Source organism: Streptomyces sp. NPDC090045 (assembly GCF_044747975.1).
In the GTDB taxonomy this organism is placed as follows: Bacteria; Actinomycetota; Actinomycetes; order Streptomycetales; family Streptomycetaceae; genus Streptomyces.
The window spans coordinates 315,997-338,582 of the sequence record NZ_JBIVFA010000007.1 but is presented as its reverse complement, the minus strand read 5'-3'; the positions used below and the strand labels follow the sequence as shown (position 1 = coordinate 338,582).

Below are 22,586 nucleotides of genomic sequence, written 5' to 3'. Positions count from 1 at the left end.
GCCGCCATGACTGTCCTTGCGCACCAGACCGACACGCTCACCCGGGACGCCCTCGCGGTCCTCCAGCCCGGTTTCGAGGGCACCATCGCCCCGGCCTGGCTGCTCCGCCGGATCGGCGAAGGCCTCACCGCGGTCGGCCTGTTCGGCCGCAACATCGCCTCGCCCGAGCAGCTCGCCGCGCTGACCGCGCAGCTGCGTACCGAGCGGGACGACGTCCTGGTCGCCATCGACGAGGAGGGCGGCGACGTCACCCGCCTGGAGGTCCGCGGCGGCTCGTCCTTCCCCGGCAACCTGGCCCTCGGCGCCGTCGACGACACCGGCCTCACCCGCGACGTCGCCCGCGAGCTGGGCCGCCGCCTCGCCGAGTGCGGGGTCAACCTCAACTGGGCCCCGTCCGCGGACGTCAACTCCAACCCGGACAACCCCGTCATCGGCGTACGGTCCTTCGGCGCCGACACCCACCTCGCCGCCCGGCACACCGCCGCCTACGTCGAGGGCCTCCAGGCCGCCGGCGTCGCCGCGTGCACCAAGCACTTCCCGGGCCACGGCGACACCAACGTCGACTCGCACCACGCCCTGCCGCGCATCGACGTGGACCTGGACACCCTCCAGGCCCGCGAGCTCGTCCCCTTCAAGGCGGCCATCGAGGCCGGCACCAAGGCCGTGATGAGCGCGCACATCCTGGTGCCCGCCCTCGACCCGACCCGCCCGGCCACGCTCAGCCCGCAGATCCTGACCGGCCTGCTGCGCAAGGAGCTCGGCTACGAGGGCCTCATCGTCACCGACGGCATGGAGATGAACGCCATCGCCGGGACGTACGGGATCGAGCGCGGCTCCGTCCTCGCCATCGCGGCGGGCGCCGACGCCATCTGCGTCGGCGGCGGACTCGCCGACGAGGCCACCGTCCTGCGGCTGCGCGACGCCCTGGTCGCGGCCGTCCGCGAGGGCACGCTCCCCGAGGAGCGGCTCGCCGACGCCGCCGCCCGGGTCCGCGAGCTCGCCGCCTGGACCCTCGGGGCCCGGCCGGACGCACGGCCGGAGGGGAGCCGCGCGTCCGGCATCGGCCTGACGGCGGCCCGCCGCGCCCTGCTCGTCACCGGCCCGGTGGGCCCGGTCCGGAACCCGTACGTCGCGACCCTGACCCCGGTCGCGAACATCGCGGTGGGCGACGAGACCCCGTGGGGCGTGGCCGGCGAACTGGCCGCACTGGTACCCGGAACCGCCTCGGGCCGCTACCCGGAGGGCGCCGCGGCCGCGGACATCCTGGCGGCGGCGGGGGACCGTACGGTCGTCGCGGTGGTCCGCGACGCACACCGCCACCCGTGGATGACCGAGGCCCTGGACGCACTGGTCGCGGCCCGCCCGGACACGGTCGTGGTCGAGATGGGCCTGCCGCAGGCCGCTCCGCGCGGAGCCCTGCACATCGCCACGCACGGCGCCTCGCGCGTCTGCGGCCGTGCCGCCGCCGAGGTCATCGCAGGGGTGTGACCCGGTTCGAGCGCGCACCACGGTGCCCCCGGCCCCAGGGCCGGGGGCACCGCTGTGTCAGGGCATCTCCCAGAGGGTCAGCCTGGTCTGGAAGTCGGGCCGGCCCTCGTTGTCGCTCACGCTCGTGACCTCCATCATCGCGAGCTTGTTCTGCTTGGTGATGCCGCACAGCACCAGACCCGGCACGATCTGCTTCTTCACCTGGGCGGCATCGAGCTTGGGGGACAGGGCGTTGGCGCCCGCCGCCATCCGGCAGCGCTCCGGCGAGGCGTCCTCGCTCGGCCCCATGGGCCTCTCGAAGAGCAGCTCGTAGCTGTCCCTGACCCCGCCGAGGTGCGAGTACACGATCTCCGTCTGGCCGCTGTCGGCGCCGAGCGGCATGGCCTTGGGCGTGTCCAGGTCGAACTGCGTGTACCCGGTGGAGGGGTAGCGCAGCGCGAAGGCCTCGCCCTGGAAGACGACCTTGTAGCTGCCTGCCTTCGGCGCGGCGGGCGTGGCGGCGGCCTTGGACTGCGAGGGAGCGGAGGACGGGGCGGAGGACGGGACCGGGGCGCTCGCGGACGGGGCCGGCTGCCCGCCCGCCCGGTCCTTCCCGGTGTCGGGATCCGTCTCCGTGTCCCGGGCCAGGGCCCAGCCGGCGACGGCCACCGCGGCCACGGCCACCGCCACGGCGCCCACCACCACCGCCAGGCCCGGGCGCCGCTTCGGGGCGGCCGGCGCCGTCACGGGGGGCCCGTACGGGCCGGCCGGGGGCGGTGCGGCGGCCGCCGGCACCTGACCGCCGGGGCCCCAGCCACCCGTTCCCGTACCGACGGCCGGACCGGTGCCGGTGCCCGTGCCCGTTCCGGGAGCCTCGGGCGGCCACGTGGTGCCGCCCCCGTACGGGCCTCCGGTGGCCGGGGCGCCCGGCAGCACGGTCTCGGGGCCCGTCTCGGCCAGCCGCTCCCGCCGGGCGATGTCGGAGGCGACCGGGACGGGCAGCCAGCCGTCGAAGTCCCGCAGCTGCCGCCCGCTCAGCTCCTGGCACAGTTCGGCCAGTCCCGACGGAGTGGGCCGGGCCTGCGGATCGGCGGCCAGGCAGTGCTGCAGGACGGTCCGCAGGGGCTCGGGGTAGCCGGTGAGGTCCGGCGGCCGCATCTCGGTGTTGGCGATCTGCGCGGCCACGGTGATGGCCCCGGAATCCCCGTACGGATGGCGGCCGGTCGCGCAGACCGCGGCGATCAGGCCGAGCGAGAAGATGTCCGTCGCGGGCGTCAGCGGCAGGCCGTTCGCGTGCTCCGGCGACATGTACTGCGGGGTGCCGATGAAGCCGCCGCTGCGGGTCAGCTGCGTGGCGTCGGCGGCCCGCGCGATCCCGAAGTCGATGACCCAGGGCCCCTCCGAGCCGATGAGCACGTTGCTCGGCTTCAGGTCGCGGTGGATCACCCCGGCCTTGTGCACCGAGTGCAGCGCCTCCGCCGCGCACCCGGTGAGCTGGAGGGCCGCGGCCGGCGGCAGCGGACCGTGCAGCGCCAGTACGTCGTCCAGCGCCAGGCCGGGGATGTACGTGGTGGCCAGCCACGGCTGCGGCCCGTTCGTGTCGTGGTCGACGACGGGCACGATGTGGTAGCCCTGCACCTGCCGGGCCGACCGCGCCTCCTGCTCGAAGCGGCGCCGGAACTCCGGATCCTGCGCGTACTCCCGCCGGATCACCTTGAGGGCGATCGGCTGGTTGCCCCGCGTACGGGACAGGTACACCGATCCCATCCCGCCCTCGCCGATCCTGGCGAGCAGCCGGTAGCCGGACACCTCTCGTGGATCCTCGGGGCCCAACGGCTCCAACTGCGGTCCGGAACCCGTGGTGTTGATGCGATCACCCTCCCCCGTTCAAGGCTGCGATGCTATCGCCGGGCCCACCGGCACCGGCGGGAAATCGGGGAACCCGCAGGTCCGTTGAGGGGGACGCAGGGAACGGCGCCCGGCTGCCCCGGCCGACGCGGAAGGGCCGGGCGCCCCCTGACGGAGGAGCCCGGCCCTTGTCCGGCCGGCCGCGAGGCCGCGGCCTCGTGGTTACAGGCCCTGCCAGCCGGGCTTGTTCGCGTACGCGTGCCGGAAGTAGTCGGCCAGCTTCAGCTTCGACGCGGCGGCCTCGTCCACGACGACGGTCGCGTGCCGGTGCAGCTGCAGCGCGGACGCCGGGACCAGCGCGGACAGCGGGCCCTCGACGGTCTGCGCGACCGCCTCGGCCTTGCCCTCGCCGGTGGCCAGGAGGACCAGGTGGCGGGCGTCGAGGATGGTGCCGATGCCCTGGGTGATGACGTGGTGCGGCACCTGGGCCAGGTCGTCGTCGAAGAAGCGCGCGTTGTCCACGCGGGTCTGCTCGGTCAGCGTCTTGATGCGGGTGCGGGAGGCGAGGGAGGAGCACGGCTCGTTGAAGCCGATGTGGCCGTCCGTGCCGATGCCGAGCAGCTGGAGGTCGACGCCGCCGGCCTCGGCGAGGGCCCGATCGTAGGCCTCGCACGCGCCGACGAGGTCCTCGGCCGAGCCGTCGGGGCCCATGAAGGAGGCCTCGGACAGGCCGAGGGGCTCGACGACCTCGCGCAGTACGACGGCGCGGTAGGACTCCGGGTGCCCGGCCGGCAGGCCGACGTACTCGTCGAGCTGGCAGATGCGGGCCCTGGAGGCGTCGACCAGACCGGCCTTGACCTTGGCGGCGAGGGCTTCGTAGACGGGCAGCGGGGTAGAGCCGGTCGCCACGCCGAGCAGGGCGTCGGGCTTGCGGCGCACCAGGGCGGCCATGGCCTCCGCGATGAGCTCGCCGCCTGCCTTGGCGTCCGGGACGATGACAACTTCCACGCGGGGCCTGCCGATCTGGAGTGGGTGATGTGGTATAGACCAATCTAGCAGAGGTCGGCGCGGTCGGCGGGGGTCTCGTCGTTATCCATGGTGATCCGGATCCGGGCGCCCGGCCCGCCGGGCGGCCGCCCGGACCGAGCGCGGTGCGACGGCGTGCACGGGCCCCCGGAGGAGCGGTCGCCCGAAGGGTGATCCGCTAGATCAGTGCGAGCTGCAGCCCGCCCGTCGCGTCCAGGTGCTGGCCCGTGACCCAGCGGGAGTCGGCCGAGGCCAGGAAGGCCACCACGTCCGCGACCTCCTCCGCCGTACCCACCCGGTGGAAGACGGAGCGGGCGGCCAGGTGGGCCCGGGTCGCCGGGTCGGCGAGCAGGCCCGCGTTCAGGTCCGTCTCGATGATTCCGGGGCCCACCGAGTTCACCGTGATCCCGCGCGGGGCCAGCTCGGCGGCGAGCGAGCGGGTCATCGCGTTCGCCGCGCCCTTCGCCATGACCGTCGCCAGGATCGCCGGCAGGGCGATCTCGGGGGTGCCGGTCACGTTCACGATCCGGCCCCCGTCCCGCAGCCGCGCCAGCCCGTGCTTGATCACGAAGAACGGCGCCTTGGCGTTGAGGGCGTGCGCGCGGTCGTACGTCTCCTCGTCCGTCCCCTCGATCCCCGCGAAGGTGGCCCCGCCCGCGTTGTTGACCAGGATGTCCACGCCCTCGGTGTGCGCGGGATGGGCCTCGTACGCGGCCCACAGGGCCTGTGCGTCGCCGGGGACCCCGAGTTCGGCCCCGATGGCGAAGGCCCGCCCGCCGGCCGCCCCGATCGCCGCCACCGTCTCCTTCGCCGCCGCCTCGTTGCGCCCGTAGTGCACGGCGACCAGCGCGCCGTCCCGCGCCAGCCGCTCGGCCACGGCCCGCCCGATGCCGCGGCTGCCGCCCGTGACCAGTGCCGTCTTCCCCTTGAGCACGCCCATGACGCGCCCCCCTCCGAAATTGATAGTGGTCGCTACAGAAAGGACCGTATCAGATTCCCTAGCGTCCGCTATAGAATGCGGGCATGGTGACCGGACAGCGCGGCAGACCCCGTTCCTTCGACCGCGACGCCGCCCTCGACAAGGCGATGACCGCCTTCTGGGAGCGCGGTTACGAGGCGACCTCCATCTCCGACCTGACCGCCCTGCTCGGCATCAGCGCGCCCAGCCTGTACGCGGCCTTCGGCGACAAGCGCAAGCTCTTCGACGAGGTCGTGACCGTGTACGGGGGCCGGTACGGGGACTTCGCGAGCGTGGCGCTCGCCGAGGAGCCCACCGCCCGGGCCGCCGTCGAGCGCATCCTGCGCGAGGCCGCCGAGGTCTACACCGACCCGGCCCACCCGCGCGGCTGCATGGTGATCAGCGCCGCCATCAACACCACCGCGGACGAGGTGGCGGCGGCCCTGCGCGACCGGCGCAACGCCAACCTGGAGGTGTTCGAGAGCCGGATCCGGGCCGACGTGGCCACCGGGGTGCTGCCCGCGGACACGGACGCGCGGGCGCTGGCCCGGTACGCCGGGGCCGTGCTTCAGGGGATGTCCCAGCAGTCGCGCGACGGGGCGAGCCGGGAGGAGCTGGAGGCGGTCGCGGCGCGGGCCCTGCTGGCCTGGCCGCCGGCGTAGTCGCCGGCTGGGGCCTCCGGCCCGGAAATCCGCCCGAAAATTCCTCTGGGCCACGGTGCAGGACGGGACCCTCAGCCCATCCGGCACCGTAGCCCGGAGTACTTACGGCCGACAGGTGTGCGGTTCCCGACGGCCGGTGGGAGGTGCCTGCGCGGTCAGGGCAGAGCGCGCGGCTTACCTCGATCCGTCCTCCTGTGCGGGGAGGGCGGAAGCTTAGTCAATTGTGGACTAGACCATTCTGTTCTGTCCATCCAAGGACGGGACGTGGAAACCCGTCGCTTCCTCCAACAGTACGCGGCCCGCGGCCCTCCTGGATACTCCTGAGTACCGTCGTGGGGAAAGTCATCACGCGTACCCGGGGTACGCTCGCAACGTGCCCTCCATGAACGACCTCGTACGCCAGCACACCGCTCTCGGTGAAACCGACCTGGAGTGGCTCCACCTGCTGGTCTCGGAGTGGCAGCTGCTCTCCGACCTGTCCTTCGCCGACCTCGTGCTGTGGGTGCCCACCCTCGACGGCACGCGGTACGTCTCGGTCGCCCAGATGCGCCCGAACACCGGCCCCACCTCGTACCAGGACGACATGGTCGGCCACCTGGTTCCGCGCGGCCGCCGTCCGCTGCTGGACGCCGCCCTCGACGAGGGCCGGATCGTGCGCGAGGGCGACCCGGAGTGGCGCGAGGAGGTGCCGGTCCGCGTCGAGTCGATCCCCGTCCGCCGCGAGGGCCGGGTACTGGGAGTGATCGCGCGCAACACCAACCTGCTCACCGTGCGTACACCGAGCCGGCTGGAGCTGACCTACCTCCAGTCCGCCTCCGACCTGGCCCAGATGATCGCCGCGGGCTCCTTCCCGTTCCCCGGCCAGCAGGTCGACATGGACGCCTCCCCGCGCGTCGGGGACGGCCTGATCCGCCTCGACGCCGACGGCGTGGTCACCTACGCGTCCCCGAACGCGCTCTCCGCCTACCACCGGCTCGGCCTCGCCTCCGACCTGGTCGGTCAGCACCTCGGCAACACCACCGCCGAACTCGCCCCCTCCCGCGGCCCGGTGGACGAGGCCCTGGTCAAACTCGCCAGCGGCTGGGCCCCCAGGGAGACCGAGATCGAGGGGAACGGCGGGGTCATCCAGCTGCGCGCGATCCCGCTCAAGCCGAAGGGGACCCGGATCGGCTCCCTGGTCCTCTGCCGGGACGTGACCGAACTGCGCCGTCGCGAACGTGAACTCATCACCAAGGACGCGACCATCCGGGAGATCCACCACCGGGTGAAGAACAACCTCCAGACGGTGGCCGCGCTGCTGCGGCTCCAGGCCCGCCGAATGGATTCTCCACAGGGCCGCGAGGCGCTCAACGAGGCCGTGCGCCGCGTCGGTTCGATCGCGATCGTGCACGAGACGCTCTCTCAGAACCTGGACGAGCGGGTCGAGTTCGACGAGATCGCCGACCGCGTGATCGCGATGGTCTCGGAGATCTCTCCGGGCAAGGTCGACTGCCGGCGTACCGGCCGGTTCGGGATCCTGGACGCGGAGGTCGCCACTCCGCTGTCCATGGTGCTCACCGAGATCCTGCAGAACGCCTTGGAGCACGCCTTCACCCAGGGCGAGCGGGGCACCGTGGAGGTGGCCGCGACCCGCACCGGAACCGGCCGCACCGACGGGCGGCTGCTGATCACCGTGCTCGACGACGGCAGCGGCCTGCCCGAGGGATTCGATCCCCAGCGGGCCGGCAACCTCGGGCTGCAGATCGTACGGACCCTCGTGGAGGGGGAGCTCGGCGGAACGTTCGACATGGTCCGGGCCCAGCCGCGGGGGACCAAGGTCGTCCTCGACCTGCCGTCGAGCCCGCAGAAGTAGCCGTACCGGTCACGCTGCGTCACCCGAGGTGACGTGCGCCGGACCGGGTGGACATTACTCGGCGTGACCGGGAAAGCACTGAGCCCCGGACCGATTTGTGATCGGTCCGGGGCTCAAGAGCACGTTGCTGAGCGCTTATTCGGGTACTACGCGCTGCGCGTCGAGGCTCGAAAGTCGTTGTCAGGCGCTGGCGTTGCGCGCCCGGTTGCGAGCGGCGCGGCGCTTCATCGCGCGGCGCTCGTCCTCGCTGAGACCGCCCCAGACGCCGGAGTCCTGACCGGACTCGAGCGCCCACTGCAGGCACTGCTCCATGACGGGGCAACGGCGGCAGACGGCCTTGGCTTCCTCGATCTGCAGCAGCGCAGGACCGGTGTTGCCGATGGGGAAGAAGAGTTCCGGGTCTTCCTCGCGGCAAACGGCGTTGTGACGCCAGTCCATGGCTGCTCCATCTCCTTGTATTGCGGGCACTTTGCTTGTGAATGTGAACGCTTTCACGAATCCCCCCGTGAGGGAAGGGCGACCGCCCGGTTTCACGCGGGAGACCAGTCTGAGATTCGTGGAGGGGTTCTGGCGATCTGTGCGGGTGCCGGGTTGTGCGGGCTGTCCCGATCGCCATGAAGAGATTCGCAAACCTCGGACGGGGATACAACCCCTTCCGGAAAGTTTTTTTTGATTCGTCGGTGTCTACTAGGTCACAGCCCTACATCGTGAGGGTGGACCGGCGTGTAAACGTTCGAGTGAAAGGCCTTCAGGCCCTTCCACTCACACAATCACACGCAGTGCACGGCGTACGCCTGTGAACCGAACGCTGGTCCGCAGTCCGAGGTGGTCTCCGTCCATCTGGAACGGAAGCGGCACCTTCGAATGCAAGGTGAAGTTGGTCAGATCGTGCAGAGACACCGCGTGCTTGCCGTGCGGACCCCGCTCAGGAGTGGAGGTCAGGAGCTGTGTCGCGTACCGCGCGACCGCCGGAGTTGACAAACGGTCGAGCGCCAATACGTCAAGCGCGGTATCGAACGACGCCTCCGGAGAGGCATAAAGCGGACGATTGCCCAGATACGTCCACGGTGAGGTGTTGCACACTATCGACAGCACCAGATCCGTCACCGGATCGGCGCCCGGTCGCTCCAGCGTGACCGTGCCGTGCCGCCGGTTCGGCTCCTCCCAGAACTGGCGCATCAGCTGTCGTACGTACAGGGCGTGCGTCGAACGCTTGCCGCGTTCCCGCTGCTGCTCGACCCGACCCACCACGCCCGCGTCGAAGCCGAAGCCCGCGCAGAAGGTGAACCAGCGCGCCGGGACCGACTCGTCCTCCGTGCCCGGGGTGCCGGCCGCCAGGCCCAGCCCCACCGTCCGCTCCCGTTGCTCGCGCAGCGCGTCCAGCAGGGCGCCGGTCGCCTCGACCGCATCGTTGGGCAGCCCCAGGGCGCGCGCGAACACATTGGTGGAGCCGCCGGGCACCACCGCAAGCCGGGGCAGCCGGTCCGGATCGGGCCCGTTGTGCAGGAGCCCGTTGACCACCTCGTTGACCGTGCCGTCGCCGCCGAGGGCGACGACGAGGTCGAGCCCCTCGTGCGCGGCCTTGCGCCCCAGGTCCCGGGCGTGCCCGCGGTACTCGGTGGTCACCGCCTCCAGCTTCATCTCGCTGGCCAGGGCATGGGTCAGGACGTCGCGCGTGCGCGCACTGGTGGTCGTCGCTGCTGGGTTGGCCACGAGAAGTGCACGCATGAGCGCCAGACTACCCACCCCTCCTCGCGCCGACCCTACTGCCCGTCCCCTCCGGGGTCCGGGGCCCGCCGCTACCCTGCTGGAGTGAGTAAGAAGCAGCCTGCGCAGGCCCCCGCCCCCACCGCCGCACCGCCCGCCGGGCTGCCCGGCCGGCTCACCGCCGCCGCCGCGCTCACCGCGCTGGAAGGCCTGGCGCTGGCCGGCCTCGGCGTCTACATGCTGTTCGTCGGCATCGCCGGCGACCCCGACTCCCCGCAGCAGGCCGAGACGGGCGGGCTCACCCTGCTCGCCCTCGCCGCGCTGCCGCTGATCGCGGCCCGAGGGCTGCGCCTGGGCCGCCGCTGGAGCCGCGGCCCGGCACTGATCACCCAGCTGATGGCGCTGCCGGTGGCCTGGACCCTCTACAGCACCGGCGGCGCGATGATCGCCGCCGCGGTTGCGCTGGCGCTGGCCGCGGTGGCCGTCGTGGCGCTCCTGGTGAACCCGACGGCGACCGAGGCGCTCGGCATCGGGCCCGGCGAGCAGGCCCGATAACCGGACGTCCGGCGTCTGGTCCTACTCCTCGACCAGCAGCTTCTCGCGGAGCTGGGCCAGGGTGCGGGCCAGCAGCCGGGAGACGTGCATCTGGGAGATGCCGACCTCCTGGGCGATCTGCGACTGGGTCATGTTGCCGAAGAACCGGAGCAACAGGATCCGCTTCTCTCGTGGAGGCAGTCCCTCCAGCAGCGGCTTGAGGGACTCGCGGTACTCGACGCCCTCCAGGGCCTCGTCCTCCGCGCCCAGGGTGTCCGCGACCGCCGGCGACTCGTCGTCGGTGTCCGGGACGTCCAGCGAGAGCGTGCTGTAGGCATTGGCCGATTCCAGCCCCTCCAGCACCTCCTCCTCGGAGATCCCCAGCCGTTCGGCCAGTTCGTGCACCGTGGGGGAGCGGCCGTGCTGCTGGGAGAGCTCGGCCGTGGCCGTCGTCAGCGAGAGCCGCAGCTCCTGCAGGCGCCGGGGCACCCGAACCGCCCAGCCCTTGTCACGGAAGTGGCGCTTGATCTCGCCGACCACCGTGGGCGTGGCGTACGTGGAGAACTCGACCCCGCGGTCGGGGTCGAACCGGTCCACCGATTTGATGAGGCCGATCGTGGCGACCTGGGTCAGGTCGTCCAGCGGCTCGCCGCGGTTGCGGAAGCGCCTGGCCAGGTGTTCGACCAGCGGCAGGTGCATCCGTACGAGCCGGTTGCGCAGCTCCGCCTTCTCCGCCGACCCGTCGGGCAGCGCCCGCAGTTCGATGAAGAGGGCCCGCGCGCCGCTGCGGTCGCGCGGATCCGGCAGCGCCGGGGTCACCGGGAACACCGGCGCCGCCGGCGCCACGGGGGCCGTGGCCTCCGGTGGCTGTGGTTGGTCGTGCTGGTTCTCGCTCATAGGGCCCGCCCGTCGCTCCGCCGAGTCCAAAAAGCCGTCTTCCGCATCCGCGTCAGCCGGGTGCGGCCGGGCGTGCTGCTGCTCCGGGATGCCGCCGTCGACCTCGTGCCGTACCCGGGGCCGATCCCCGCCCCGCACCGGGATCTCCCCGCCGCTCACGCCGGGCCTGGTCCCGCGCCGCGCTGTTTGTAGAGGCTGATGCTCACCGTCCGGTTCTCCTCGACCGTGGCCTCGACCTTGCCGGCCAGCGCCGACAGGACCGTCCACGCGAACGTGTCACGCTCCGGTGCGCGCCCGTCGGTGGTCGGCGCCGAGACGGTCACCTCCAGCGAATCGTCGATCAGCCGGAACACGCAGCTGAGGACGGAGCCCGGCACGGCCTGCTGGAGCAGGATCGCGCAGGCCTCGTCCACCGCGATGCGGAGGTCCTCGATCTCGTCGAGGGTGAAGTCCAAACGTGCTGCGAGACCGGCCGTGGCCGTGCGCAACACCGACAGGTAGGCACCCGCAGCGGGCAGCCGGACTTCCACGAAGTCCTGAGTCCCGGGCTCGCCTGCGATCTGGGACACCCTCACCTCCAAGGTGGTACGAGCTCTGTTCGCCGGTGACGCTATCGCGATCCGGGCGATCGTGTCGCGGCACCCCTCTTGGCGCCCGCTTGGACACCCGCCTACGGCCAGTGACTGATGGTAAGCCCATGGGTACGCACAGTGGCTAGGGGTCTGCGGGGCCCAAATCAGGGGAACCGGCGGAGGGTTGACCTACCCCGCCTCAGACGATCGAACCGTCGACAAAACACCATCGCCAGGTCTCACCCGGTTCGAAGCTCCGCATCACCGGATGACCGGTCTCCTGATGGTGCGCGGTGGCGTGCCGGTAGGGCGAGGAGTCGCAGCAGCCCACCTCCCCGCACTGCAGGCACATCCGCAGTTGCACGGGGTGGCTGCCGAGCGCCAAACATTCGGGACAGGTCTGCGCAGAGGGGATCGGCTCGGGGCGCGGCAGTTCGGCAACATGGGTGCACTCGCTCATGATGACCAGCGTAGAGCCGCGGTGCGGGCACGTGACGGATGAGGTGGATCTTCGTGGAGGTATTGCCGCTGGTGGCGCTCGTCGCGGGCAGCGCGGCCGTCGCGGGGCTGGCCCGCCGTACGCCCGTGCCCGCGCCGCTGCTGCTCGTCGCCGCCGGCCTGGTGGCCGCGTACCTCCCGGGCGTGCCCTCGTACGCCCTCGACCCGCACATCGTGCTGCCGCTGCTGCTGCCGCCCCTGCTGTACACGGCCGCCGTGGACAGCTCGTACCTGGACCTGCGGGCCAACATCCGGCCGATCGCGCTGCTCTCGGTGGGCTACGTGCTCTTCGCGACGCTCGCCGTCGGGTACGCGACGTACCTGCTGGTGCCGGGGCTGTCCGTGCCTGTGGCCCTGGTGCTGGGCGCGGTGATCGCGCCGCCCGACGCGGTCGCGGCGACCGCGATCGCCCGCAAGCTCCGGCTGCCGAACCGGATCACGACCATCCTGCAGGGCGAGTCCCTGGTCAACGACGCCACCGCGATCACCGCCTACAAGGTGGCACTGGCCGCGGCGGTCGGGGTGAGTGCCGGCTGGGCGGGCGGGATCGAGGAGTTCCTGCTGGCCTCGGTCGGCGGCATCGCCGTGGGCCTGCTGCTGATGGTGCCGATCCACCACCTGCGCACGCGGCTGAATGAACCGCTGCTCCAGAACACCCTGTCGCTGCTGATCCCCTTCGTGGCGTACGCGGCGGCCGAGCGGGTGCACGCCTCCGGGGTGCTGGCCGTGGTCGTGGTCGCGCTGTACCTCGGACACCGGAACTGGCAGGTCGACTTCGCCACCCGGCTCCAGGAGGAGGCGGTGTGGAGGGTGGTCGCCTTCGTGCTGGAGTCGGTGGTCTTCGCGCTGATCGGGCTCCAGCTGCCGGTGGTCCTGAAGGGACTGGGGGAGTACGAGGACCTGCACGCGGCCTGGTACGCGATCGCCGTGTTCCTCGTGGTGGTGGTGGCCCGGTTCCTGTGGGTGTTCCCGGCGACCTTCGTGCCGCGCTGGATCTCCCCGCGGATCCGGGCGAGGGAGCCGGACACCGACTGGAAGTCCCCGGTGATCGTGGGATGGGCCGGGATGCGCGGAGTGGTCTCGCTGGCCATCGCCTTCTCCGTGCCGAACGGGGTGCCGCACCGGAACCTGATCCTCTTCCTGACCTTCACGACCGTCATCGGGACGCTGGTGGTGCAGGGGCTGACGCTGCCGCCCCTGATCAGGGTGCTGAAGCTGCCGCCCAAGGACCTGCAGGCCGAGACGCTGGCGGAGGCGCAGGCGCAGAGCGAGGCCTCGCGGGCGGCGGAGGAGCGGCTGGCGGAGCTGCTGGAGGAACCGGAGAACAGCACCCTCCCGCCGCCGCTGGCGGAGCGGCTGCGGACGGTGCTGGAGCGGCGGCGCAACGCCGTGTGGGAACGGCTGGGCGAGGTCAACCCGCTCACGGGGGAGTCGGCGGACGACGTCTACCGCAGGCTCGCGCGGGACATGATCGAGGCCGAGCGGGAGGTGTTCGTCGCGCTGCGGGACCGGCGGCGGATCGACGACGAGATGCTGCGGGCCCTGCTGCGCAGGCTGGACCTGGAGGAGGCGGCGGCGTACCGCGAGTCGACCTGACTCTCCGGCCGGGCGCAGCGGCGGCTACGGGCGGCCCGTGATGACCGCGGCCAGGGTGGTGCCGTGGGGGAAGGCGCCGGCGGCGGTGAGGGCGGTGAGGGCCCACAGCAGCTTGGCCACGTAGATCCGCTCCACCGGGAGGCCGTGCCGGGACTCGAAGTCGGCGGCGAAGGCCTCCAGGGCGGCCGGGACGCGGGCGTAGCCGCCGTGGTGGAAGTCCTCGGCCAGGGACCAGTCGCCGACCGTGCCGCCGTACGCCTCGGTCTGGAGGGAACGTATCTCCGCGGACAGGAAGCCGCCCGCCAGGACGGGGACGCCCAGCGCCCGCTGGCCGGGGGCGAGGCCCGCGGCCAGGCCCGCCAGGGTCCCGCCGGTGCCGCAGGCCACGGCCACCACGTCGGCCGCACCCCGCAGCTCGTGGCCCAGCTCCGCGCAGCCCGCCAGGGCGAGGGCGTTGCTGCCGCCCTCCGGCACGACGTACGCCCCGCTCGCGCCCGCCTCGTCCAGCAGCGGGCCCAGCACCTGCGGGTCGGCCTTGGCGCGGTAGCGCGACCGGGACACGAAGTGCAGCCGCATGCCGTCCGCCGCGCAGCGGGCGAGGGAGTCGTTCAGGGGCCGGCCGGCGAGCTCGTCGCCGCGCACGACGCCGACGGTCCGCAGGCCCAGCAGCCGCCCGGCGGCCGCGGTGGCCCGCAGGTGGTTCGAGTACGCCCCGCCGAAGGTGACCAGCGTGTCCTGCCCCGCCTCCACCGCCGCCCGGAGGTTCGGCGCGAGCTTGCGCCACTTGTTGCCGGGCAGCTCCGGATGGACGAGGTCGTCCCGCTTCAGCAGCAGCCGTACGCCGTGCGCGGCGAACCGCTCGTCCGCCGCCTCGACGAGCGGGGACGGCGGGCGCGGCTGCAGGAGCGCGTCAAGGTCGGCGGGCCGGTTCACCCGTCCATTGTGGGGCGCCCCTGCCCGCGCCGCCGCACGTCACGGCACGACCGGGCACGGCCGGATGCCCGGAAGTTCTTCACGTGCCGGGGGCCATCGGTGATGATGGGTCGTCATATCCGTGTTGACGGTGGGGGATTCATGAACAGCAGTGATGCGATTCCGTTCGGTGTGGTGGGGCTGTTATTCATCGTCCTGGCCTATTTCATTCCGACTGCCGTCGCATTCGGCCGAGGGGTGCCCAACAAGGGCTCCGTCCTGGTGGTCAACCTGTTCTTCGGCTGGTCCGTGGTGGGATGGGTGATCGCGCTCGCCATGGCCGCGCGCAGCAGGTAGCAACGCCCCGTCGTCGTCCCCGGCGCGGCGCCGGGGACGACGGTCCGGAGCCGCGGCCGGGTCCGGGGCCGGTTACTTCAGGCGCTCGGCGATGCGTCCGCGCAGGGAGTCCATCGTGAAGCCCCTGGGGTCGACCTTGCCCGGCTGCCATTCGCGGTGGCCGATCACCGAGCGGGCGGTCCACCGGTGCGCCCGGCAGAGGGCCGCCGCCGCGCGGGCGATGGCGTCGATCTGGACCGCCGGCCAGGGGTCCTCGCCGTCGCCGAGGTTCTCGCACTCGAAGCCGTAGAAGTGGCGGTTGCCGTCGGTGTCCGCCTGGTTGTCCGGCGGGAGCCGCTTCTCCGCGATCACCGCCGCCAGGACGTCGGAGTCGCCGAGGCCGGCGTGGTTGGCGCGGCCGTAGCCGACCAGGTGGACCCGGCCGTCCTTGGCGATCACGCCGTGGCAGAGCGGGCCCGGCAGGGCGCTGTGGCCCTCCCGGCAGAGCTGGACGGTGTACGGGGTGCCGCGCGTGACGGTGTGGTGGATCATCACCCCGTGCATCGGGCCCCAGGGCCCCTTGTGGTTGCGGTTGTGGGTGCGCCAGGCGCCGACCTCGACGACGGTCAGACCCTCGCGCCGCAGTGCGTCGATGAACCGGTCCGCGGACATGGGTGCGGCCATGGTCGCCTCCTTCGTTGCGGTGCGGGACGGACACCCTGTGTGTCCGTCTCATCACGCTACGGTTTAGTGGAGGCGGCCCTTCCGCGGCTAGTGCATTCGTACGGCGAGCGAGCCGATCCGGCCACGGCTCACGCGGAAGCGAGCCACAGGTCGGGGCCGAACACCTCGTAGTGGATGTCGGCGGCCGGCACGCCCCTGGCGATCAGCTGCTCGCGCACGGAGCGCATGAAGGGCAGCGGCCCGCACAGGTAGGCGTGGGTGCCGGGGGCGACGGGGACGGCCGAGAGGTCCATGAGCCCCTCGCCGTCGCCCGGCTCCGCCGCCTCCTCGTACCAGAACCGGGCCGAGGCGTCGGCCAGCTTGTGCGTCAGGGATCGGTGGTCGTCCCGCAGCGGGTGGTCGGCGGGGGAGCGGTCGGCGTGAAGCACCGTCACCGGAGCGGCGTGCCCGGTGTCGGCCAGGTGCTCCAGCATCGAGAGCATCGGGGTGCACCCGATCCCCGCGGAGGCGAGCAGGACCGGGGCCGTCGAGTCCCGCAGGACCAGGTCGCCGTAGGGGGCCGAGGCCCGCAGGGTGTCGCCGGCGCGGACATGCGCGTGCAGGTGGTTGGAGACCTCGCCGTCGGGGCCCGTGGCGGCCGGGCCGTGGACGCGCTTGACGGTGATCGAGCGGACCGGGGGGCCGGGCGGGGAGGAGAGGCTGTACTGGCGGATCTGGCGGGCGCCGTCCGGGAGTTCGACCTGGACCGAGACGTACTGTCCGGGCTTGAACCCGGGCGCGGGGGCGCCGTCCGCGGGGGCCAGCCGGAAGGTGGTGCAGTCGGCCGTCTCCTCCACCCGGCCCGTGACGGTCCACTCGCGCCACACGTCCCCGGCGGTGACCTGCTGTTCGGCGTAGAGGCGCTCCTCGATGGCGACGAGGGCGCCCGCCATCAGCCAGTAGACCTCGTCCCAGGCCCGGGCGACCTCGGGGGTGACGGCCTCGCCGAGGATCTCCGCGATGGCCGCGAAGAGGTGCTCGTGGACGACCGCGTACTGCTCGCGGGTGACGCCCAGGCTGGCGTGCTTGTGGGCGATGCGGCCGAGCATCACGTCGGGGCGGGTGTCCGGGTGCTCCACGAGGTGGACGGCGAAGGCGGCGACGGACCCGGCGAGGGCCTGCTTCTGGAGGCCGGCGTTCTGGTTGCCGCGGTTGAAGAGGTCCCGGATCAGCGCCGGGTGGGCCGCGAAGAGCTTCGTGTAGAAGAGCTCCGTGATCTCGCCGATCGCCGCCCCGACGGCGGGCAGGGTGGCGCGTACGGTCGCGGTCGACTTCTCGGACAGCATCGTGACTCCTTGCGTGAGCTGAGTGAATTGGTATGTGAGATGCGTATTTATGGTCGCGGAAAGATGCGGCCGGTGGGAGCCGGGGCCCATGCGGACTTCTGTTCGGAGGCTGGGACGGTGCCGGTTCCGGCGGGGCGCAAGGCAGTGGGAACCGGCCATCCGGCCCGGACCGTCAGGGTCCGTCGGCCCCCGTGGGCGCCCGGCCGGAAATGCCCAGGAGCAGCGGTCCGGTCGGGGCCGCCACCAGGTCGTTCACCGTCAGCGGGTCCAGTGCGGCGAAGAAGGCCTCCTGGGCCCTGCGCAGGGCCCCGCGCAGCAGGCAGGCGCCGCGCAGCGGGCAGGGTGTGGTGCCGTCGCAGTCCACGACGTCGCCCGCGCCCTCCAGTTCGCGCACCACCCCGCCCACCGAGGCGGCCCGCCCGGCGGAGGTCAGGGCGAGCCCGCCGCCGCGGCCGCGCCGCGCCTCGACCAGCCCGAGGTGCTGCAGCCGGGCGACCACTTTGGCCGTGTGGGTGTACGGGACCTCCATGGTCGCCGCCACGTCGCGGGTGGTCGGGAGTTCGGTCTCCTCGACCGCCAGGCGCATCAGGACGCGCAGCGCCAGGTCGGTGAATCGGGTCAGCCGCATGGGCCCACCGTAGAAAACTTGCATCTTGTGTGCAAGTTAAGCGGCGCGCGCGGGGGCCGCCTGGCCGAAATCGATGGGGTGCAAGGGGCTCGCGGGGTCCCTGGGGGAGGTGGGGGGCCCGAAAGGGTGCCCCGCGCACGGACGGAGTAGTCCCACCCTTTTGTGTAATGGTCCCATCACGTTCTGTACTGAAAGGCTGATCCCGCAGATCCATGGAGTGATCGAAAGGGAAATACATGTCGGTCCAGGCAGGTTCCGAACCCGAGGCCCAGGCACCACAGCGCAGCCTCGGGACGACGGCCGCACGGAACTTGGCAACCACCACCAAGTCCGCGCCGCAGATGCAGGAGATCACCTCCCGGTGGCTCCTGAAGATGCTGCCGTGGGTGTCGGTGCAGGGCGGCACGTACCGGGTCAACCGCCGCCTGAGCTACTCGGTCGGCAACGGCGTCGTCGAATTCGTCAAGACCGGCACCCAGGTCCAGGTGATCCCCGCCGAGCTCGGTGAGCTCCCGCTGCTGCGCGACTACGAGGACCTCGACGTCCTCGGTGAACTGGCCCAGCGGTGCCGCCAGATCGACTTCGAGGCCGGCCAGGAGCTGACCGCCTTCGGCAGCCCCGCCGACCAGGTGTTCCTGCTCGCCCACGGCCGCATCGACCAGATCGGCCCGGGTCCCTACGGGGACGACGCGGTCCTGCAGACCGTGGCCGACGGCGCGTACTTCGGCGAGGACTCCCTCGTCGATGAAGAATCGATTTGGGAGTACACCGCCCGCGCCGCCACCGCCGGCACCGCACTGGTCCTGACCCGCCAGGACTTCCAGCTGCTCGCCGACCGGGTCGACTCGCTGCGCGCACACCTGGAGAACGTACGGACGCTGCCCGCCCAGCGCACCAACAAGTACGGCGAGGCCGAGATCGACCTCTCCGCCGGCCACCAGGGCGAGGCCGTCCTCCCCGGCACCTTCGTGGACTACGAGGCGCGCCCGCGCGAGTACGAGCTCTCCATTGCACAAACGGTCCTGCGGGTGCACAGCCGCGTCGCGGACCTCTACAACCACCCGATGAACCAGACCGAGCAGCAGTTGCGGCTCACGGTCGAGGCGCTGCGCGAGCGCCAGGAGCACGAGATGCTCAACAACCGCGACTTCGGCCTGCTCCACAACGCCGACTACGACCAGCGCATCCAGCCCCACGACGGCGCGCCCAGCCCCGACGACATGGACCAGCTGCTCAGCATGCGGCGCGGCTCCAAGCTCTTCCTGGCCCACCCCAAGGCGATCGCCGCCTTCGGCCGCGAGTGCAACAAGCGGGGGCTCTACCCCGAGTCGGTGGAGATCGACGGCAACCGGGTGCCGTCCTGGCGCGGGGTGCCGATCTTCCCGAGCAACAAGATCCCGATCAGCGACGCCCGGACCACGTCCATCCTGTGCATGCGCACCGGCGAGGACGAGCAGGGCGTGATCGGCCTGCACCAGCCGGGCATCCCGGACGAGATCGAGCCGAGCCTCTCGGTCCGCTTCATGGGGATCAGCGAGCAGGCGATCATCTCGTACCTGGTCACCGCCTACTTCTCCGCCGCCGTGCTGGTGCCGGACGCGCTCGGCGTGCTGGAGAACGTCGAGATCGGCCGCTGGCGCTGAGTACGGTGAACGCCACCGCGACCGGTGAGGGCCAGGAGGCCGCCGCCCTCCTGGAACGGACGAGGGAAACGGTCGATCCGGAGCTGCGCCGGACGGTCGAGAGCCTGCCCGGGGGGATGCGCCGCGTGGCGAGGTACCACTTCGGCTGGGAGCGCGAGGACGGCAGCCTGGCCGAGGGCAACGCCGGCAAGGCCATCCGGCCGGCCCTGGTCCTGGCCGCGGCCCAGGCCCTTGCCGGGCTGGGGGCGGGCAAGGGCGACGAGGCCGTCCGGGCGGCGGTGGCCGTGGAGCTGGCCCACAACTTCACGCTGCTGCACGACGACGTCATCGACAAGGACGTCCGGCGGCGCGGCCGCGCCACCGCCTGGACCGTCTTCGGCGTTCCGGACGCGATCATCACGGGCGACGCCATGATGGCGCTCGCGCTGCGGCAACTCGCGCAGGATCCGCATCCGGCCTCGGCGGCGGCCTCGTCCCGGCTGGCCGCGTGCGTCATCGAGCTGTGCGCCGGCCAGCAGGCGGACTGCGCCTTCGAGCAGCGTCCGGACGTCTCGCTCGACGAGTGCCTGGCCATGGCCACGGCCAAGACCGGGGCGCTGCTGGGCTGCGCGTGCGCGCTCGGCGCGCTGTACGCGGGGGCCGGGCCGGACGAGGTCGACGCCATGGACGCCTTCGGGCGGGAGGCCGGGCTGGCCTTCCAGCTGATCGACGACCTGATCGGCATCTGGGGGGATCCGGGGCACACCGGCAAGCCCGCCGGGGCCGATCTGATCGCCCGCAAGAAGTCCCTCCCGGTCGTGGCCGCCCTCACCTCGGGCACCGCGGCGGGGCAGGAGCTGGCCGCCCTGTACGCGGGTCCCATGACCGGGGACGACGTGCGCGACGCGGCGGACGCGGTGGACCGGGCCGGCGGGCGCGACTGGGCGCAGGCCCATGCCGCCGACCGGATGGGGCGGGCGGTCCAGCAGCTGTCCCGCGCCGTACCGGACCTCGCGGCGGCGGGCGGGCTGCTGGCACTCGCTGAGTTCGTGACGCGCCGCACGCGGTAGCCCGGCGCGATCGGCATGGCCGCGATCGGCAAGACACCGACGAGGCCTGTTCCGGCACGGCACGGTGCCGGAACGGGCCTTACCGCGCCTCGGCGTCAACTCTAGGATCGCTCACGGTTGTTGACGCGTGAGCGAAGGGTGTGACCAGTGGTGCTGGAGATACGTCAGGCGGATCAGTCGGACCGGGACGCGGTGGCGCGGCTGCTCGACGAGGCCTTCCGCACGGACCCGGTGAGCAGCTGGGTCTTCCCGGACCCGGAGCACCGGGCCGCCGTGCACGGGAAGTTCCTCGGCGTCTTCGTGGACGTGGCGCTGGCCGAGGGCCGGATCGACTACGCGGTGGACGGCTCGGCGGCCGCGCTGTGGCTGCGGATCCCTGCGGGCGAGCCGGAGGAGGAGGACGAGACCCCGGCGCGGATGCGCGCGGTGGCCGACCCGGACAACGAGCGGTGCGAGCTGGTCGGGCGGCTGACGGGCGCGGTGCACCCGACGGCCGAGGAGCACGAGTACCTGCTGATGATCGCGGTCGATCCGGGCCGGCAGGGGCAGGGGCTGGGCAGCGAGCTGATGCGCCCGGTGCTGGAGCGCTGCGACCGCGAGGGCGTGCCGGCGTACCTGGAGGCGAGCAGCGAGCGCAGCAAGGGGCTGTACGAGCGGCTCGGGTGGGAGTTCACGGGCGAGGCGGTGCGACTGCCGGAGGGTCCGCCGATGTGGCCGATGTGGCGCAAGCCGCGCGGGTAGGCGGGCCGGCGCGCGCGTGGGGGCTTGCGTGAGGGCCTACGTAAGGGCTTGCCTAACCACTTCAGGTGAAGTACTTTCCTCGACGTGCCTCTGATGCGGTGGCACTGCCGAACGGAAGAGAATCGCTTGCGCAAGCTCACGTACTTCATCGCCACGTCGGTCGACGGCTTCATCGGGGCCCCGGACGGCGACGGCGACTTCTTCTACGCCCACGTCGACGCGGAGTTCACCGAATTCCTCAAGACCGAGTACCCGGAGACCATCGCGGCCCAGGGGCGTGCCGCCCTCGGGATCGCCGACGCCGAGCCGAAGCGCTTCGACGCGGTGCTCATGGGCCGGAACACCTACGAGCCGGGCCTCAAGGCGGGCATGACCAGCCCCTACGGCCACCTGCCCGGGCAGTACGTCGTCTCCCGCTCCCTCACCGCCTCGCCGGACCCGCAGGTCGAGCTGATCTCCGGGGACGTCGCGGCCAAGGTCCGCGAGCTCAAGGCCCGGGACGGGCTGGGCATCTGGCTCTGCGGCGGAGCCGATCTCGCCGCCCAGCTGATCGACGAGATCGACGAGTTCATCGTCAAGACCTACCCGGTCTTCCTGGGCACCGGCATGCCGATGTCGCGGGCCGGATTCGGGGTGCGCCCCCTGGAGCTCACCGGGGTCGAGGTCCTCGGCGGAGGCCAGACCGTCGCCTCGTACGCCGTCAAGCGCTGATCCCGCCGGCCCCCGGGCCTCTCCCGCCCCAAAAGCGCCGAACCGGCCTACCGTGGAGGTATGGCCGGTGAACAGCAGCAGCGCGCACACGAGACGATCGCCCCGCAGGCCGGGCACGAACAGCAGACGTGCCCGGCGTGCGGGCGCCGCGTCGACACGGTGGTCAGGCGGCGCAAGTCACTCGGGATCTTCATTCCGGTGTGGGGCCGAGGCCCCTGCCGGAATCCGGGATGCCCCGATTACGCGGACCCCGAGGAGCGGTGACTCAGCCCTTGGCGGCGAGTTCCTTCTGGCCCAGGCCGGAGGCGAAGCCGTTGGCCCAGAGCTGGTTGACGCGCGCCCGCTCGGCGGAGTTCGGGTTGGCGTTCTGGCACGAGGTGCCCGGTCCACCGCCCGACATCAGCTCGGAGCACGGGCCCGAGTAGTGGTCCGGAAGGCCCAGCACGTGGCCGGTCTCGTGCGCGGTCACGCGGGTGGAGTTGTACTGCTGGTTCTGCCGGTAGTCGAGGAAGATGTAGCCCCGGCCGTGCCCGTCCGTGCTCGCGTACGAGCCGCGTGAGTCGTTGCCCTCGCGGTACGAGAAGTTCCCGCCGGAGGACACCTCCTGCAGCCTCACGTTGCTCACCGAGCTGTTCCAGATCTGCGTGGAGCGGGCTATCTGGCTGCGGAAGCTGGGCGCGTTGCGGGTGTTGTACGTGACGGTCACGGCCAGGACGCCGGGGTTCGCGGCGCGCTGCTCGGTGACCGAACGCTGCACGGCCTCGAAGAAGGCGCGGTTGGCGGCCTCGTTCTCCTGCGAGCCCGCGTACGCGGCGTAGCTTGCGGCATTGCCGACGGGGGCGGGAGCGGCGCTGGCGGTGGGGGTGACACCGAGGGCGGCGGCGAGGCCGAGGCCGACGGTCGTGGCCAGAACGGCCTTACGGGAGTGGCGCATGTGGGG

At 72.2% G+C, this 22,586-nt stretch carries 24 protein-coding genes; 11 read left to right on the top strand and 13 right to left on the bottom strand.

Going from position 1 to position 22,586, the window contains the following annotated elements:
- The first annotated feature begins 6 nt into the window (after positions 1 to 6).
- Entirely contained in the window at positions 7 to 1,488 is a 1,482-nt protein-coding gene (locus ACIPYQ_RS21165; RefSeq protein WP_401253244.1) for a glycoside hydrolase family 3 protein, read from the top strand.
- 57 nt (positions 1,489 to 1,545) lie between these two features.
- On the opposite strand, the gene ACIPYQ_RS21160 is transcribed toward ACIPYQ_RS21165, so the two are convergent.
- The 3 genes from ACIPYQ_RS21160 to ACIPYQ_RS21150 form a co-directional block, all read right to left on the bottom strand.
- Positions 1,546 to 3,276 (bottom strand): serine/threonine-protein kinase, encoded by a 1,731-nt coding sequence (locus ACIPYQ_RS21160; RefSeq protein ID WP_401253241.1) that lies wholly within the window; start codon positions 3,274 to 3,276, stop codon positions 1,546 to 1,548.
- 261 nt (positions 3,277 to 3,537) lie between these two features.
- Positions 3,538 to 4,323, bottom strand: coding sequence for a glucosamine-6-phosphate deaminase (nagB, locus tag ACIPYQ_RS21155; protein WP_362234655.1), 786 nt, complete (start codon positions 4,321 to 4,323; stop codon positions 3,538 to 3,540).
- Positions 4,324 to 4,519: 196 nt separating this feature from the next.
- Positions 4,520 to 5,281 (bottom strand): SDR family oxidoreductase, encoded by a 762-nt coding sequence (locus tag ACIPYQ_RS21150; protein ID WP_401253238.1) that lies wholly within the window; start codon positions 5,279 to 5,281, stop codon positions 4,520 to 4,522.
- Positions 5,282 to 5,364: 83 nt separating this feature from the next.
- Here ACIPYQ_RS21150 and ACIPYQ_RS21145 point away from each other — a divergent pair, with 83 nt between their 5' ends.
- Together ACIPYQ_RS21145 and ACIPYQ_RS21140 are read left to right on the top strand one after the other, a co-directional pair.
- Positions 5,365 to 5,961, top strand: coding sequence for a TetR/AcrR family transcriptional regulator (locus ACIPYQ_RS21145; RefSeq protein WP_401253235.1), 597 nt, complete (start codon positions 5,365 to 5,367; stop codon positions 5,959 to 5,961).
- A 382-nt stretch (positions 5,962 to 6,343) separates the two neighbouring features.
- Positions 6,344 to 7,813, top strand: a complete 1,470-nt coding sequence (locus tag ACIPYQ_RS21140; protein ID WP_361753242.1) for a PAS domain-containing sensor histidine kinase — start codon at positions 6,344 to 6,346, stop codon at positions 7,811 to 7,813.
- A gap of 180 nt (positions 7,814 to 7,993) precedes the next feature.
- On the opposite strand, the gene ACIPYQ_RS21135 is transcribed toward ACIPYQ_RS21140, so the two are convergent.
- Both ACIPYQ_RS21135 and ACIPYQ_RS21130 read right to left on the bottom strand, forming a co-directional pair.
- Positions 7,994 to 8,251 (bottom strand): WhiB family transcriptional regulator, encoded by a 258-nt coding sequence (locus ACIPYQ_RS21135; protein WP_003953983.1) that lies wholly within the window; start codon positions 8,249 to 8,251, stop codon positions 7,994 to 7,996.
- 324 nt (positions 8,252 to 8,575) lie between these two features.
- A complete protein-coding gene (locus tag ACIPYQ_RS21130) occupies positions 8,576 to 9,541 on the bottom strand; it encodes a diacylglycerol/lipid kinase family protein (protein WP_401253232.1) in 966 nt (321 codons plus the stop codon).
- 84 nt (positions 9,542 to 9,625) lie between these two features.
- On the opposite strand from ACIPYQ_RS21130, the gene ACIPYQ_RS21125 reads away from it, so the two are divergent.
- Entirely contained in the window at positions 9,626 to 10,075 is a 450-nt protein-coding gene (locus ACIPYQ_RS21125; protein WP_361753049.1) for a hypothetical protein, read from the top strand.
- 21 nt (positions 10,076 to 10,096) lie between these two features.
- On the opposite strand, the gene ACIPYQ_RS21120 is transcribed toward ACIPYQ_RS21125, so the two are convergent.
- From ACIPYQ_RS21120 to ACIPYQ_RS21110, 3 genes are all read right to left on the bottom strand, one after another.
- Positions 10,097 to 11,095: an RNA polymerase sigma factor SigF gene (locus ACIPYQ_RS21120; RefSeq protein WP_401253434.1), complete on the bottom strand. Its 999-nt coding sequence runs from the start codon at positions 11,093 to 11,095 to the stop codon at positions 10,097 to 10,099.
- Between the two features lie 11 nt (positions 11,096 to 11,106).
- A complete protein-coding gene (locus ACIPYQ_RS21115) occupies positions 11,107 to 11,520 on the bottom strand; it encodes an anti-sigma regulatory factor (RefSeq protein ID WP_030012703.1) in 414 nt (137 codons plus the stop codon).
- Positions 11,521 to 11,722: 202 nt separating this feature from the next.
- Positions 11,723 to 11,983, bottom strand: coding sequence for a UBP-type zinc finger domain-containing protein (locus tag ACIPYQ_RS21110; protein WP_361753051.1), 261 nt, complete (start codon positions 11,981 to 11,983; stop codon positions 11,723 to 11,725).
- A gap of 53 nt (positions 11,984 to 12,036) precedes the next feature.
- Here ACIPYQ_RS21110 and ACIPYQ_RS21105 point away from each other — a divergent pair, with 53 nt between their 5' ends.
- Positions 12,037 to 13,617: a Na+/H+ antiporter gene (locus ACIPYQ_RS21105; protein ID WP_401253227.1), complete on the top strand. Its 1,581-nt coding sequence runs from the start codon at positions 12,037 to 12,039 to the stop codon at positions 13,615 to 13,617.
- Between the two features lie 24 nt (positions 13,618 to 13,641).
- Here the strand turns inward: ACIPYQ_RS21105 and ACIPYQ_RS21100 are convergent, their stop codons facing one another.
- Positions 13,642 to 14,550, bottom strand: coding sequence for a 1-aminocyclopropane-1-carboxylate deaminase/D-cysteine desulfhydrase (locus ACIPYQ_RS21100; RefSeq protein WP_401253224.1), 909 nt, complete (start codon positions 14,548 to 14,550; stop codon positions 13,642 to 13,644).
- 141 nt (positions 14,551 to 14,691) lie between these two features.
- On the opposite strand from ACIPYQ_RS21100, the gene ACIPYQ_RS21095 reads away from it, so the two are divergent.
- Positions 14,692 to 14,886, top strand: coding sequence for a superinfection immunity protein (locus ACIPYQ_RS21095; protein WP_361753057.1), 195 nt, complete (start codon positions 14,692 to 14,694; stop codon positions 14,884 to 14,886).
- Positions 14,887 to 14,958: 72 nt separating this feature from the next.
- Here the strand turns inward: ACIPYQ_RS21095 and ACIPYQ_RS21090 are convergent, their stop codons facing one another.
- The 3 genes from ACIPYQ_RS21090 to ACIPYQ_RS21080 all read right to left on the bottom strand — a co-directional run bounded on the left by ACIPYQ_RS21090 (position 14,959) and on the right by ACIPYQ_RS21080 (position 17,502).
- Positions 14,959 to 15,549, bottom strand: a complete 591-nt coding sequence (locus tag ACIPYQ_RS21090; protein WP_401253221.1) for an N-acetylmuramoyl-L-alanine amidase — start codon at positions 15,547 to 15,549, stop codon at positions 14,959 to 14,961.
- 128 nt (positions 15,550 to 15,677) lie between these two features.
- Positions 15,678 to 16,874, bottom strand: a complete 1,197-nt coding sequence (locus tag ACIPYQ_RS21085) for a globin domain-containing protein (RefSeq protein ID WP_401253218.1) — start codon at positions 16,872 to 16,874, stop codon at positions 15,678 to 15,680.
- A 172-nt stretch (positions 16,875 to 17,046) separates the two neighbouring features.
- Positions 17,047 to 17,502: an RrF2 family transcriptional regulator gene (locus ACIPYQ_RS21080; protein WP_401253215.1), complete on the bottom strand. Its 456-nt coding sequence runs from the start codon at positions 17,500 to 17,502 to the stop codon at positions 17,047 to 17,049.
- A gap of 236 nt (positions 17,503 to 17,738) precedes the next feature.
- On the opposite strand from ACIPYQ_RS21080, the gene ACIPYQ_RS21075 reads away from it, so the two are divergent.
- The 5 genes from ACIPYQ_RS21075 to ACIPYQ_RS21055 all read left to right on the top strand — a co-directional run bounded on the left by ACIPYQ_RS21075 (position 17,739) and on the right by ACIPYQ_RS21055 (position 21,910).
- Positions 17,739 to 19,145 (top strand): family 2B encapsulin nanocompartment shell protein, encoded by a 1,407-nt coding sequence (locus ACIPYQ_RS21075; protein WP_401253213.1) that lies wholly within the window; start codon positions 17,739 to 17,741, stop codon positions 19,143 to 19,145.
- Positions 19,142 to 20,194, top strand: a complete 1,053-nt coding sequence (locus ACIPYQ_RS21070; protein WP_401253431.1) for a family 2 encapsulin nanocompartment cargo protein polyprenyl transferase — start codon at positions 19,142 to 19,144, stop codon at positions 20,192 to 20,194. The genes ACIPYQ_RS21075 and ACIPYQ_RS21070 overlap by 4 nt, the downstream gene beginning before the upstream one ends.
- A gap of 147 nt (positions 20,195 to 20,341) precedes the next feature.
- Positions 20,342 to 20,935 carry a GNAT family N-acetyltransferase gene (locus ACIPYQ_RS21065; protein ID WP_401253210.1) on the top strand — a complete coding sequence of 198 codons (594 nt, stop codon included), beginning with the start codon at positions 20,342 to 20,344 and terminating at the stop codon, positions 20,933 to 20,935.
- Positions 20,936 to 21,061: 126 nt separating this feature from the next.
- Entirely contained in the window at positions 21,062 to 21,646 is a 585-nt protein-coding gene (locus tag ACIPYQ_RS21060) for a dihydrofolate reductase family protein (protein ID WP_401253207.1), read from the top strand.
- 60 nt (positions 21,647 to 21,706) lie between these two features.
- Entirely contained in the window at positions 21,707 to 21,910 is a 204-nt protein-coding gene (locus ACIPYQ_RS21055) for a hypothetical protein (RefSeq protein WP_361753069.1), read from the top strand.
- 1 nt (position 21,911) lies between these two features.
- Here the strand turns inward: ACIPYQ_RS21055 and snpA are convergent, their stop codons facing one another.
- Complete coding sequence (gene snpA, locus ACIPYQ_RS21050) at positions 21,912 to 22,580, bottom strand: snapalysin (RefSeq protein WP_401253203.1); 669 nt, start codon at positions 22,578 to 22,580, stop codon at positions 21,912 to 21,914.
- Positions 22,581 to 22,586 lie beyond the last annotated feature (6 nt).

What these genes read in the sequence shown, in the direction of transcription:
- ACIPYQ_RS21110 (WP_361753051.1), bottom strand. Translation starts at nt 11,983, where the DNA reads ATGAGCGAGTGCACCCATGTTGCCGAACTGCCGCGCCCCGAGCCGATC.
- ACIPYQ_RS21085 (WP_401253218.1), bottom strand. Translation starts at nt 16,874, where the DNA reads ATGCTGTCCGAGAAGTCGACCGCGACCGTACGCGCCACCCTGCCCGCC.
- ACIPYQ_RS21140 (WP_361753242.1), top strand. Translation starts at nt 6,344, where the DNA reads ATGAACGACCTCGTACGCCAGCACACCGCTCTCGGTGAAACCGACCTG.
- ACIPYQ_RS21145 (WP_401253235.1), top strand. Translation starts at nt 5,365, where the DNA reads ATGGTGACCGGACAGCGCGGCAGACCCCGTTCCTTCGACCGCGACGCC.
- ACIPYQ_RS21055 (WP_361753069.1), top strand. Translation starts at nt 21,707, where the DNA reads ATGGCCGGTGAACAGCAGCAGCGCGCACACGAGACGATCGCCCCGCAG.
- ACIPYQ_RS21135 (WP_003953983.1), bottom strand. Translation starts at nt 8,251, where the DNA reads ATGGACTGGCGTCACAACGCCGTTTGCCGCGAGGAAGACCCGGAACTC.
- ACIPYQ_RS21090 (WP_401253221.1), bottom strand. Translation starts at nt 15,549, where the DNA reads ATGGCCGCACCCATGTCCGCGGACCGGTTCATCGACGCACTGCGGCGC.
- ACIPYQ_RS21165 (WP_401253244.1), top strand. Translation starts at nt 7, where the DNA reads ATGACTGTCCTTGCGCACCAGACCGACACGCTCACCCGGGACGCCCTC.
- ACIPYQ_RS21095 (WP_361753057.1), top strand. Translation starts at nt 14,692, where the DNA reads ATGAACAGCAGTGATGCGATTCCGTTCGGTGTGGTGGGGCTGTTATTC.
- ACIPYQ_RS21150 (WP_401253238.1), bottom strand. Translation starts at nt 5,281, where the DNA reads ATGGGCGTGCTCAAGGGGAAGACGGCACTGGTCACGGGCGGCAGCCGC.
- ACIPYQ_RS21130 (WP_401253232.1), bottom strand. Translation starts at nt 9,541, where the DNA reads ATGCGTGCACTTCTCGTGGCCAACCCAGCAGCGACGACCACCAGTGCG.
- ACIPYQ_RS21080 (WP_401253215.1), bottom strand. Translation starts at nt 17,502, where the DNA reads ATGCGGCTGACCCGATTCACCGACCTGGCGCTGCGCGTCCTGATGCGC.
- snpA (WP_401253203.1), bottom strand. Translation starts at nt 22,580, where the DNA reads ATGCGCCACTCCCGTAAGGCCGTTCTGGCCACGACCGTCGGCCTCGGC.
- ACIPYQ_RS21075 (WP_401253213.1), top strand. Translation starts at nt 17,739, where the DNA reads ATGTCGGTCCAGGCAGGTTCCGAACCCGAGGCCCAGGCACCACAGCGC.